This is a genomic window from Enterobacter genomosp. S, assembly GCF_001631805.1.
In the GTDB taxonomy this organism is placed as follows: Bacteria; Pseudomonadota; Gammaproteobacteria; order Enterobacterales; family Enterobacteriaceae; genus Enterobacter; species Enterobacter quasihormaechei.
Genome location: NZ_LVVA01000012.1, coordinates 324,990 through 337,445 on the forward strand (window position 1 = coordinate 324,990; position 12,456 = coordinate 337,445).

A 12,456-nucleotide genomic window follows, 5' to 3' on the forward strand; every position below is an offset into this window, starting at 1 on the left:
AGCCCGCTCGGTTGAGCGGGCTTAAAGAGAGGAAGTACGGTTATTGCTTAAATCGTTCCGGGAAATCCATTTCACTGTAGCGAACGAAGCGTGTTCCTTTCGTCAGCTTGTAGCCAAACCAGATGAGCAGGAACAGCGGGATACCAATGTAGGTGGCCGTAACGGCGCCCCAGTCAATGGTGTCCGCAAGGAAGGCCTCATAGTTCTGACCCAGAGTAATGATCAGGCACAGAACGAAGGCGAAAATCGGCCCCAGCGGGAAGAACCCTGAACGGTACGGCAGGTTATTCAGGTCATGACCCTGCATGACGTAGCCGCGACGGAAACGGTAGTGGCTGATGGCAATGCCCAGCCAGGCGATAAAGCCCGTCATACCGGAGGTGTTAAGCAGCCACAGGTACACCGTCTGGTTGCCGAACATGGAGGTCAGGAAGCACAGACCCGCAATCACCGTGGTCGCATACAGCGCGTTGCGCGGCACGCCACCGCGAGACAGTTTCGAGAAAATACGCGGCGCTTTGCCGTCGCAGGCCAGGGTATAGAGCATACGGGTGGAGGCGTACATGCCGGAGTTACCCGCAGACAGTACCGCCGTCAGGATCACCGCGTTCATCACCGCAGCCGCAGAGAGCAGGCCCGCATGCTGGAAGACCAGGGTGAACGGGCTGACGCTGATGTCTTTCACGTCGTTACGCAGCAGGCTTGGATCGGTATACGGAATGATCAGGCTGATAATCAGGATCGCGAACACGTAGAACAGCAGAATACGCCAGAACACCTGACGCACCGCGCGCGGTATGGTCTTCTCCGGGTTTTCGGATTCACCGGCCGCAATACCAATCAGCTCCGTGCCCTGGAAGGAGAAGCCGACAATCATCGCCACGCCAATCATCGCCGAGAAGCCCCCGGCAAACGGCGCGTCGCCGATGGTCCAGTTACTCCAGCCCGCCGGTTCGGCCCCTTTGAAAATACCAACGATCATCGCCACACCGACGACGATAAAGATGATGACGGTTGCCACTTTAATCAAAGAGAACCAGTATTCCGCTTCGCCGAACCCGCGCACGGAGATGTAGTTCAGCAGGAAGATAACGGCCAGGAACAGCGCGCTCCAGATCCAGCCTGGCGTGTCCGGGAACCACCAGGTCATCACCAGCTGTGCGGCGACGAGGTCCACGGCGATAGTCACCGCCCAGTTGTACCAGTAGTTCCAGCCCAGCGCGAAGCCGAAGCCTTCCTCAACGTATTTTTGTCCATAGGTCGAAAACGACCCCGATACCGGCATGTAGGCCGCCAGTTCGCCCAGGCTGGTCATCAGGAAGTAAACCATCAGGCCAATCAGGATATAAGAGAATAGTGCCCCACCCGGGCCGGCTGCCGAAATCGTTGCGCCAGAGGCAACGAAAAGACCTGTACCGATGGAGCCGCCAATGGCGATCATCGTCAGGTGACGCGCCTTGAGTTCGCGACGTAGCGCGGGCGCTTCTGTGGTTTTAGTTTCTGAAACCATGTGAAAATGCTGTCCATTCAATAAATGAGGCGCGATTGTAGCAGACGATCCGCGTTCCTTCCGGCAGAAATGCTCAGTTATAAGAGAGCTTCATGACTCGGCCAGGATTATAAGTAAAGCATAAAAATGTGGGGTGGTAAGCGCACGTAGCCCCGGTAAGCGAAGCGCCACCGGGAAATGTTAAATGGCGCAGTAGCGCAGAAAACGCTGGAGCGAACTGGAAAGGTGTTTCTGACGATGATGGATGCACCACAGCGTACGCACCAGCTTCGGCAGCGGAACGGGGATCTCAACCAGCGAGCCGGTTTCCAGCTGTTCGGCAATCACCCGACGGGAGAGACAGCTGATGCCCAGACCATGACGCACGGCGTGCTTGATGGCCTCCGAGTTACCTAGCTCCATCCCCAGCTGGAACTGCGGCAGATGGGACAACAGCAGATAATCGACGATTTCACGCGTACCGGAGCCCTGCTCGCGCAGGATCCACTGGGCCTGCGCCAGCCGTTCCAGCGTGACCTCGCCCTGTAACAGAGAAGAGGCCGGGGAAGCGAATACCACCAGCTCATCCTCCAGCCAGGGTTCCGCAATGATATCCACGTTGTGGCATGGCCCTTCGATAAGCCCGATGTCCACGCGGAAATCAATGACCGCGTTAATGACGTCCTGGCTGTTGCCGACGCTCATCTCCAGCGGCAGGGTCGGAAAATCACGGCGGTAGCGGGCTATCACTTCCGGCAGAATGTAGTTACCGATCGTGCTGCTGGCAAAAACGCGAATAGCGCCGTTGTCCTCGCGGAACAGTTGCTCGATCTCCGTCGCCTGCTCCAGCAGCGCCAGCGCGCGCGGGTACAGCAGTCGGCCATGTTCGTTCACCACCAGCCGCTTCCCTACCCTGTCGAAAAGCTGGACGCCCAGCTGTCCTTCCAGATCGGTCAAGGACGCACTGACGGCAGACTGCGAGAGCGCCAGCATTTGTGACGCCTGGGTCGTCGAGCCGCTTTTGAGCACTTCGGCAAAAACTTCCAGCTGACGCAATGTAATGTGCATGGTTGCTTACCACTTATAAAGATTGATTATAAATATATAATCAATTTTATTTTTAAGCCAGAGCGCCGTAACCTTTAGCCAGACAAAGGAGAAGGTTATGTCAGAAATCACCTTACAACATCATCGTACAGTGTGGCACTTCGTGCCGGGTCTCGCGCTCAGCGCCGTGGTTACCGGGGTTGCCTTATGGGGCGGCAGTATACCGGCGGTTGCCGGCGCAGGGTTCAGCGCCTTAACGCTGGCCATTCTGCTCGGCATGGTGGTGGGGAATACCGTTTATCCGCACCTCTGGAAATCCTGCGACGGCGGCGTGATTTTCGCCAAGCAGCATTTATTACGTCTCGGTATTATCCTTTACGGCTTCCGTCTCACCTTTTCGCAGATTGCGGACGTGGGCGTCAGCGGGATTGCCATTGACGTCCTGACCCTTACGAGCACCTTTTTACTGGCGTGCTTCATTGGCCAGAAGATCTTTGGGCTGGACAAACAGACCAGCTGGCTGATCGGTGCGGGCAGCAGCATCTGCGGCGCCGCCGCGGTGCTGGCGACGGAGCCGGTCGTTAAGGCTGAAGCCAGTAAAGTGACGGTCGCCGTCGCAACGGTGGTCATCTTCGGTACGCTGGCGATCTTCCTCTATCCGGCCATGTACCCGCTGGTGGCGCACTGGTTCAGCCCGGAAACCTACGGCATCTATATTGGTTCAACCATGCACGAAGTGGCGCAGGTGGTGGCGGCAGGTCACGCCATCAATCCGGAAGCGGAAAACGCGGCGGTCATCGCCAAAATGCTGCGCGTGATGATGCTGGCTCCGTTCCTGATTTTCCTCGCGGCGCGGGTTAAGCAACTGGCTCCGGCAGGCGGCAGCGAGAAAAGCAAAATCACCATCCCCTGGTTTGCGATCCTGTTCATCGTGGTCGCTATCTTCAACTCCTTCCACCTGCTGCCAAACGCGGTGGTGGAGATGCTGGTGACGCTCGATACGGTGTTGCTGGCGATGGCGATGGCGGCGCTGGGGGTGACCACTCACGTCAGCGCGCTGAAAAAAGCCGGTGCGAAACCGCTGCTGATGGCGCTGGTGCTCTTCATCTGGCTGATTGTGGGCGGCGGCGCGATTAACCTTGCCGTGCACAGCCTGATGGCATAAACCATCTCGTCCTTCTCCTGTTAACCCGTTATCATAGGCGTTTCGGGTTAACAGGAGTCTTTTCATGAAATATGTTGGAGCGCACGTTAGCGCTGCCGGTGGCCTTGCGAATGCCGCCATTCGCGCCGCCGAAATCGAGGCGACCGCTTTCGCCCTGTTCACCAAAAATCAGCGCCAGTGGCGCGCAGCGCCGCTCACCCCCGAGGTGATTGACGATTTCAAAGCCGCCTGTGAAAAATACCATTACGGGCCGGGCCAAATCCTTCCCCACGACAGCTATCTGATCAACCTTGGGCATCCGGTTCAGGAAGCGCTGGATAAATCCCGCGAGGCGTTCCTTGATGAAGTGCAGCGCTGCGAACAGCTCGGGCTGACGCTGCTGAACTTCCATCCCGGAAGCCATCTGATGCAAATCGACGAAGACGCCTGTCTGGCGCGCATTGCCGAATCCATCAACATGACGCTGGATAAAACCCAGGGCGTGACGGCGGTGATCGAGAATACCGCCGGTCAGGGTAGCAACCTCGGCTTTAAGTTTGAGCATCTGGCGGCGATCATCGACGGCGTGGAAGATAAATCCCGCGTGGGCGTGTGCATTGATACCTGCCACGCGTTTGCCGCCGGGTATGACCTGCGCACCACCGAGGCCACGAAAAATACCTTCGAGGAGTTCGAGCGCGTTGTTGGCTTTAAATATCTTCGCGGTATGCACTTAAACGATGCGAAAAGTGCATTCGGCAGCCGCGTTGACCGTCACCACAGCCTGGGCGAAGGCAATATCGGCCACGATGCGTTCCGCTTCATCATGCAGGACGCCCGCTTCGACGGCATTCCGATGGTGCTGGAAACCATCAATCCGGACATCTGGGCGGAAGAGATTGCCTGGCTGAAGGCCCAGCAAACCGCTGAACAGGCGGCATAAAAAAAGCCGGGCGCTTAACGCGACCCGGCTTTTTTGTAGGTCGGGTAAGGCGAAGCCGCCACCCGACACCTCATTCAGGCTGCTTTTGCTACCGCTTCCGCTTCCGGACGCTTCAGCACCGCGTAAGACAGACCCGCCACCAGCGTACCGGCGACAATCGCCAGCAGATAACCCAGTACCGGAGTAATCGCACCAGGGATCAGCAGAACGAACAGACCGCCGTGCGGTGCCATCAGCTTCGCGCCAACCGCCATGGAGATAGCGCCAGTGACCGCGCCGCCCACGATACAGCAGGGCAGAACGCGCATTGGATCGCGCGCCGCAAACGGGATTGCGCCTTCGGTGATGAAGCACAGGCCCAGCACCAGCGCCGCTTTGCCGCCTTCCTGCTGCGCTTTATCGAACTTACGACGGGCAATGAGTGTCGCCAGGCAGAGCGCCAGCGGTGGCACCATACCTGCCGCCATGATCGCCGCCATCGGCGCGTAGGTCTGGGTACTCAACAGGCCAACGCCAAAGGCATATGCCGCTTTGTTTACCGGACCACCCATGTCGGTACACATCATACCGCCGAGGATAGCGCCCAGCAGAACCGCGTTCGCCGTTCCCATGGTTTGCAACCAGTGGGTCAAGCCTTCCAGAATGCCCGCGACCGGTTTACCAATCAGGTAGATCATCGCCAGGCCCACCACCAGGCTGGAGATCAGCGGAATGATCAGGATAGGTTTCAGCGCTTCCATACTCTGCGGCAGCTTCAGCTTCGAGCTGATCAGCTTCGCCACGTAACCCGCAAGGAAACCGGCAATGATACCGCCGATAAAGCCAGAACCGGTGCTCACGGCCAGCATACCGCCGATAAGACCCGGGGTCAGGCCCGGACGGTCAGCAATGGAGAAGGCGATAAAGCCCGCCAGCACCGGCACCATCAGCGCGAACGCGGAGCCGCCGCCAATCTGCATCAACGCTGCCGCCAGCGTGCCCTGCTCTTTAAACGCCTCGATACCAAAGGCGAAGGAGAGCGCAATGCACAGGCCGCCCGCCACTACCATCGGCAGCATGTAAGACACGCCCGTTAACAGGTGACGATAGGCACCGGCAGACTCTTTCTTGCCTTCGGTCGGCGTTTTTGCCGCACCGGTTGCCTGATAAGGTTTGGCTTCCGCCAGCGCTTTATCAAACTCCTGCGCGGTTTTCTTCAGCGCCAGGCCGGTAGAGGTGCGGTACATCGGCTTACCGGCAAACTTCGCCAGATCCACTTCGATATCGGCCGCCACAATCACCAGATCGGCTTCTGCCACCTCTTCCGGCGTGATGGCATTGCCTGCACCCACGGAGCCGCGGGTTTCAACCTTCACCCACCAGCCGCGTTTTTTCGCTTCGGTTTCAATGGCTTCAGCCGCCATAAAGGTATGAGCCACGCCTGTCGGGCACGCCGTCACCGCGACAATGCGTTTCGGGCCAGTGGCTGCAACCGGCGCCGCCTCAACGGGGGCGCTGTAAACCGTCGCATGGCCTTTTGCTTCGCTCAAAAACAGTTCAGGGTGAGCCACCGCGCGATTAATATCGCCCAGCCACACCTTTTTGCCGTTCAGGGCGCTGTCAGCGGGGATTTTGTCACCCAGAACAATCGCCATTTCGGCATCACCCGGGTTATCAATGATATCCAGGTGCGCTTTTTGTGCCGCCGCGCCCAGCAGGGTCTTCGCCATGTAGGCACGAGCCTGTCCGAGACCGGAGTCAATGATCAGCAGCGTTTTCATTATTCCTCTCCTGCTGTTAGTTAAAAGGTTTTAAGTCAACGCGCGCCATCATCGCGGCTAACTGGGTACGATCGGTAATGCCCACGTTGCTCTGGCTCACGGCCAGGGCCGCCACGGCGGTAGCAAGACGTAAGGTGTGTTCGCTGGATTCGCGCATCAGCAGGCCATAGATCAGGCCGCCAACCATCGAATCCCCGGCACCCACGGTGCTGACCACTTCCATTGACGGCGGTTTGGCAATCCACTCCCCGGAGGCGTTCACCCACAGGGCACCTTCTGCGCCAAGCGAAATTACCACGTGAGCAATACCCTGCTCGCGCAACGCATGGGCAGCTTCAATCACATCTTTTAATTCTGGCAGCTTACGGCCCGCCCAGATCTCCAGTTCACGGCGGTTAGGCTTAACCAGCCACGGAGAGGCTTTCAGACCGGCGACCAGCGCGTCGCGGCTGCTGTCGAAAATAATGCACGGGCACTGGCTGCGCAGGCGCGTCATCCAGTCGGTGAACGCTTCCGGGCTGACGCCGGACGGCAGGCTGCCGCTGACGCACACCATGTCAAACTGGCCCAGCCAGCTCAGGGAATCGGCAACGAAGCGCTCCCAGTCAGCCGGCGTCACTTCGAAGCCGGAGAAGTTCAGATCGGTCACTTCACCGTCTTTCTCGGTCAGCTTAACGTTGATGCGGGTACGGCCCTGCACAACCTGAAAACGGTTGGCGATACCCAACTCGCTGAACAGCTGCTGAAAGCCGTCCTGGTTATCTTTGCCGAGGAAGCCGCCAACGGTGACGTCGATGCCGAGATCTTTCAGCACTTTCGCCACGTTAATGCCTTTCCCTGCGGCATGCAGGCCGGTAGTCCGAACGAGGTTGACTTCGCCACGCTCAATTTCCGGGCAGAAGCCCACCAGATCGTAAGCCGGGTTCAGCGTAATGGTTGCAACACGTCTGCTCATTATGCGCCCTCCCCCAGACCGGCCGCGATGGCATCACCAATTGCCTTCAGCGCCTGTTCAGCATCTGCACCCTGCGCGGTGAAACGCAGACGATGGCCTTTCTTCACGCCCAGCGCGACAACTTTCATCAGGCTGCGCCCGTTGGCAGGTTTACCCGAACCGTCCAGATTGGTCACGGTGATCTCACTTTCAAATTGTTTGATGGTATTCACCAGCATGGTGCCCGGACGGGCATGCAGGCCGTGTTCGTTACGCACCACGTACTCTGCGCTCAGCAGGTCGTCCGTCAGCGCATCGTCGCTGGTCAACAGGGCCAGCACCGTCGCCGCGTCGGCGTTCAGCAGTTTTTCAGCTTTATTGTTCAGCAGCAGATCGCTCAGACGCTTCAGCACGGCAACCGGCTGGTCGTCAGCCATGGCGACGGTCACCAGCATCGCGGCGCGCTCGCCGGCTGTCTCAAAGGCAACAGCCGCCCGGCTGACGGCGATAGCGCTACGCAGGTTGCCTTCAGCACTGTCGTTCAGCCAGATGCCCTGCCCCAGGTTTAAAGGCTTATCATTGATGGTGCGCGTCACAAAAGCGGTATCCGCCGCCCCCACCTCTTTCAGGCGAGCCGCGTTCAGCGCCTGGAGCGTCACCAGATCGGACGCCACGACGTCCAGCGTCAGGGTTTCATTGTCCAGTTTCAGCGCTTCGCTCTGTTTTTCGCCCATCAGCAAAGCACGCAGCTCTTCAGCCGTGGTCGCAGATTTAAGCTGTTCCGCCACGGCATCATCGCTCAGCACGTGCGTCAGCTGACGCAGCAGGCCCAGGTGTTCATCACCGCTGGCCGCGATGCCGATCGCCACGTAAGCCACCTGACCCTCGCCCCACAGTACGCCCTGCGGGAACTGGAAGACCTGCACGCCGGTTTTCAGCACCTGATCGCGGGTGTCGGTGGTGCCATGTGGGATAGCAATACCGTTACCGAGGAACGTGGACGTCTGCTGCTCGCGCGCCAGCATGCCGTTGACGTAGCCGTCAGCCACGTTGCCTGCTTGCACGAGCGCAGCAGCAACCTGGCGAATAGCCTCTTCTTTATTCCCGGCCTGTTCGCCCGGGTGGATATCCTGAACAGATAACTGGAACATGATTCTCCTCTCCTGCTGAAATTGAATCGTTTCAGCTTAACTGAGAAAATAAGCGCTAAACTGCATCATCTCGACGTGCAAGATAGCGCTGAAACGTTTCAAGAAGTCTTGTCTTTTCTACAACAGGTTGCAAGAAAAGTTACATTTCTTGTTGCAGAATTTAGAAGTGCAGCACATTTCTTCTTCAGCTCAGGGGATTTTGCTGATGTTCAGTAAACAGGTTCAGCACGCTTCAGCGAGGCGGCGTGAAAGTGAAATGCCATTTTGATTTTTTGTAGCAATCTTGACTTTACCCTCTGTTTATTTAATGACGGGCGGCGTAAACTCCGCCTCTCTCTGTTACTCGCAAAGACTGAACATGCATAACACCCCCGCTGCCGCCTCACCAAAGCCCTTTGATTTGACGTCAACGGCGTTTTTGATTGTTGCTTTCCTCACCGGTATTGCCGGTGCGTTACAAACGCCTACGCTGAGCCTGTTTCTGACCAACGAAGTTCACGCCCGTCCGGCGATGGTCGGCTTCTTCTTTACCGGGAGCGCCATCATTGGCATTTTCGTCAGCCAGTTTCTTGCCGGTCGCTCGGACAGAAAAGGCGATCGCAAAAGCCTGATCGTTTTTTGCTGCCTGCTCGGGGTGTTTGCCTGTCTGCTGTTTGCCTGGAACCGTAACTACTTCATTTTGCTGTTTGTGGGCGTCTTCCTGAGCAGCTTCGGCTCTACCGCCAACCCGCAGATGTTCGCCCTTGCCCGCGAGCACGCGGACCGCACCGGGCGGGAAGCGGTGATGTTCAGCTCAATACTGCGTGCTCAGGTGTCGCTGGCCTGGGTAATTGGCCCCCCGCTCGCCTACGCGCTGGCGATGGGTTTTGGCTTTACGGTGATGTACCTGAGCGCAGCCGTGGCCTTCGTGGTATGCGGCGCGATGGTCTGGTTCTTCCTGCCCTCCATGCGTAAAGAGCCGAAAGTGGCGACCGGCACGCTGGAGGCACCGCGACGTAACCGGCGCGACGCGCTGCTGTTATTCATTATCTGTACCCTGATGTGGGGAACGAACAGCCTCTATATCATTAATATGCCGCTGTTTATTATTGATGAGCTGCATCTGCCGGAGAAGCTGGCCGGGATCATGATGGGAACCGCCGCAGGGCTTGAAATCCCAACCATGCTGATTGCGGGCTATTACGCGAAGCGCTTCGGCAAGCGCTTTTTGATGCGCATCGCCGCCGCTGCCGGGCTGCTGTTTTATGTCGGTATGCTGACGGTCCATACGCCAGCGCTGCTTCTTGCTTTACAGCTGCTGAACGCTATTTACATTGGCATTCTGGCCGGTATAGGCATGCTCTATTTCCAGGATCTGATGCCGGGTCAGGCGGGCTCTGCCACCACCCTTTATACGAATACCACCCGCGTGGGCTGGATTATTGCAGGCTCGCTGGCGGGCGTGGTGGCTGAAATCTGGAACTATCACACGGTGTTCTGGATTGCGCTGGTGATGTGCGTCCTGACGCTGAGCTGCCTGACGCGCATAAAAGATGTTTAAGGCGCGGTGAGCGCTTCCAGCTCAAGCAGATAAGTAATGGCCTGCTGGCGCGTACTGCCGCACATTTCGGCGGTTGGCTGTAGCCCGGAGCACACCTTCGGGCGTAACGGCGAACCAAAGATCATGCACAGGTTGGATTCCGAGAGCTGAACGCAGCGGGTATTGGCAGGCTTGCCGTCCGGCATGCCTGGAATGGGACTTGAGATGGACGGTGCGGTACAGCACGCGCCACAATCGGAACGACAATCCATACATGCTCTCTGTGGGTGGCAAATGCCCGCGCGGTCGGGCATTTGCGCGCACAGTAACACCTTTTATGTATTGATAGCAAAAGCCACGAATTCCGCTTGCCTGAAAGGCCGCGCGCGAGTAATTTGGCGCGATATTTTTTACCTCCCGTATACAGGATTACTGCAATGCCAAGAGCGAACGAAATTAAGAAAGGTATGGTACTGAATTACAACGGCAAACTGCTGATTGTGAAAGATATCGACATTCAGGCCCCAAGCGCCCGTGGCGCAGCAACGCTGTATAAAATGCGTTTCGCCGACGTCCGTACCGGCCTGAAAGTGGAAGAACGTTTCAAAGGTGACGATATCGTGGATACCGTGACCCTGACTCGCCGCTACGTTGATTTCTCGTATGTCGACGGTAACGAATACGTGTTCATGGATAAAGAAGATTACACCCCGTATATCTTCACCAAAGACCAGATCGAAGAAGAGCTGCTGTTTATTCCTGAAGGTGGAATGCCGGACATGCAGGTGCTGACCTGGGATGGCGTGCTGCTGGCGCTGGAGCTGCCGCAGACCGTTGATCTGGAAATCGTGGAAACGGCGCCTGGCATCAAAGGCGCATCTGCAAGCGCGCGGAACAAACCGGCAACCCTGACGACCGGTCTGGTCGTACAGGTGCCTGAATACCTGTCAGCGGGCGAGAAGATCCGCATCCATATCGAAGAAAAACGCTATATGGGTCGCGCTGACTGATAGTGGCGTTTGCCGGGTGGCGGCTTTGCCTTACCCGGCCTACAAATACACAAAAACCGGCTTCAGAGCCGGTTTTTCGTAGGCCCGGTAAGCGGAGCGCCACCGGGTAATTCCGTCTACAGAAGCTCAGGATATTTCGTCATTTTCAGCGCCAGCTCAATACCGCGCACTTCCGCCATGCCCTTCAGACGACCAATCGCCGAATAGCCCGGATTCGTTTTCTTGCGCAGATCGTCCAGCATCTGGTGCCCGTGATCCGGACGGAACGGGATAGGACGCACATCGCCCGCCTGTTTACGCCGTACTTCTTCAGCCAGAATGGCATCTACCACTGCAACCATATTCACGTCACCGCCAAGATGCGCGGCTTCGTGGAAGGTTTTCGGGTTCTCTTCCCGGCAGGTTGCGCGCAGGTGGGTAAAGTGAATGCGATCGCCGAAGGTTTCGATCATCCTCACCAGATCGTTATCCGCACGCACACCATAAGAGCCCGTACACATGGTAAAGCCGTTGTAGATGCTATCCACCGTCTCCTTCAGCCACTGCATATCGTCGATTGTCGACACGATACGTGGCAGACCAAGGATAGGGCGCGGAGGATCGTCCGGATGGACCGCCAGGCGCACGCCCGCTTCTTCGGCCACCGGCACGATAGCGCGCAGGAAGTGCGCCATGTTTTCACGCAGCTGGTTTTTATCGATATCGCCGTATTCCGCCAGGCGCGCGCGGAACTGGTCGAGGGTGTATCCTTCTTCCGCCCCCGGCAGGCCCGCGATAATATTGCGGACCAGCTTGTCTACGTCCGCTTCACTGGCGGCTTTAAACCACGCCAGCGCCTGCTGCTGCTCTTCGGCGGTATAGTCGGCTTCCGCGCCTGGACGCTTCAGAATATGCAGCTCGAAAGCCGCAAACGCGATTTGATCGAAGCGCAGCGCTTTCGAACCATCGGCCATTTCATATTCCAGGTCGGTACGCGTCCAGTCCAGAATCGGCATAAAGTTATAGCAGACGGTATCAATACCGCAGGCCGCCAGGTTACGAATGCTCTGCTGATAATTCGCAATCCAGGTTTCACACTCGCCGGAGCGGGTTTTAATGTCTTCGTGAACCGGAATACTTTCCACGACAGACCAGGTTAACCCCTTCTCAGCCAGCTGTGCCTGACGCTTTTGAATTTCCTCAACCGGCCACACCTGACCGTTCGGAATATGATGCAGCGCCGTGACCACACCCGTTGCGCCAGCCTGACGCACATCATCAAGAGAAACCGGATCGTTCGGCCCGTACCAACGCCAGGTTTGTTCCATTGCCCCACCCTCTCAAGTTGTTATACCAATACAAGTTAACACAATGACGACTACCATACATGTTTAATTGGAGTGGTCAACACAGCGCGCGACATTGATTGATCAAACTCACATAACGGGGATATTTACGGCTTACCAATTTAATTTGTTGT

Annotated in this window: 11 protein-coding genes; 4 read left to right on the forward strand and 7 right to left on the reverse strand. The window is 57.3% G+C overall.

Annotated elements, in window-relative coordinates:
* Positions 1–40 precede the first annotated feature (40 nt).
* Together A3466_RS09180 and yieE are read right to left on the reverse strand one after the other, a co-directional pair.
* Positions 41–1,510, reverse strand: a complete 1,470-nt coding sequence (locus A3466_RS09180; RefSeq protein WP_063450324.1) for an amino acid permease — start codon at positions 1,508–1,510, stop codon at positions 41–43.
* 180 nt (positions 1,511–1,690) lie between these two features.
* Positions 1,691–2,557 (reverse strand): DNA-binding transcriptional regulator YeiE, encoded by an 867-nt coding sequence (yieE, locus tag A3466_RS09185; RefSeq protein WP_063450325.1) that lies wholly within the window; start codon positions 2,555–2,557, stop codon positions 1,691–1,693.
* A 97-nt stretch (positions 2,558–2,654) separates the two neighbouring features.
* Here yieE and A3466_RS09190 point away from each other — a divergent pair, with 97 nt between their 5' ends.
* Together A3466_RS09190 and nfo are read left to right on the forward strand one after the other, a co-directional pair.
* A complete protein-coding gene (locus A3466_RS09190) occupies positions 2,655–3,701 on the forward strand; it encodes a YeiH family protein (RefSeq protein ID WP_063450326.1) in 1,047 nt (348 codons plus the stop codon).
* A gap of 64 nt (positions 3,702–3,765) precedes the next feature.
* Positions 3,766–4,623 (forward strand): deoxyribonuclease IV, encoded by an 858-nt coding sequence (gene nfo, locus A3466_RS09195; RefSeq protein WP_063450327.1) that lies wholly within the window; start codon positions 3,766–3,768, stop codon positions 4,621–4,623.
* Positions 4,624–4,697: 74 nt separating this feature from the next.
* Here the strand turns inward: nfo and fruA are convergent, their stop codons facing one another.
* From fruA to fruB, 3 genes are read right to left on the reverse strand one after another with little or no spacing between them, the layout of a single operon-like run.
* Positions 4,698–6,383: a PTS fructose transporter subunit IIBC gene (gene fruA / locus A3466_RS09200; RefSeq protein WP_063450328.1), complete on the reverse strand. Its 1,686-nt coding sequence runs from the start codon at positions 6,381–6,383 to the stop codon at positions 4,698–4,700.
* A gap of 16 nt (positions 6,384–6,399) precedes the next feature.
* A complete protein-coding gene (fruK, locus tag A3466_RS09205) occupies positions 6,400–7,338 on the reverse strand; it encodes a 1-phosphofructokinase (protein ID WP_063450329.1) in 939 nt (312 codons plus the stop codon).
* A complete protein-coding gene (fruB, locus tag A3466_RS09210) occupies positions 7,338–8,468 on the reverse strand; it encodes a fused PTS fructose transporter subunit IIA/HPr protein (RefSeq protein ID WP_063450330.1) in 1,131 nt (376 codons plus the stop codon). Before fruB ends, fruK begins: the two co-directional genes overlap by 1 nt.
* A 358-nt stretch (positions 8,469–8,826) precedes the next feature.
* Here fruB and setB point away from each other — a divergent pair, with 358 nt between their 5' ends.
* On the forward strand, positions 8,827–10,008 hold the full coding sequence (gene setB, locus A3466_RS09215; protein ID WP_063450331.1) for a sugar efflux transporter SetB: 1,182 nt from the start codon (positions 8,827–8,829) through the stop codon (positions 10,006–10,008).
* Here the strand turns inward: setB and A3466_RS09220 are convergent.
* Entirely contained in the window at positions 10,005–10,259 is a 255-nt protein-coding gene (locus A3466_RS09220; RefSeq protein ID WP_063450332.1) for a YkgJ family cysteine cluster protein, read from the reverse strand. The genes setB and A3466_RS09220 overlap by 4 nt on opposite strands.
* 165 nt (positions 10,260–10,424) lie before the next feature.
* Between A3466_RS09220 and yeiP the strand changes: the two genes are divergently transcribed.
* Positions 10,425–10,997 (forward strand): elongation factor P-like protein YeiP, encoded by a 573-nt coding sequence (gene yeiP / locus A3466_RS09225; protein ID WP_014884579.1) that lies wholly within the window; start codon positions 10,425–10,427, stop codon positions 10,995–10,997.
* 116 nt (positions 10,998–11,113) lie between these two features.
* Here yeiP and uxuA read toward each other — a convergent pair whose 3' ends face one another.
* On the reverse strand, positions 11,114–12,304 hold the full coding sequence (gene uxuA, locus A3466_RS09230; protein ID WP_063450333.1) for a mannonate dehydratase: 1,191 nt from the start codon (positions 12,302–12,304) through the stop codon (positions 11,114–11,116).
* Positions 12,305–12,456 lie beyond the last annotated feature (152 nt).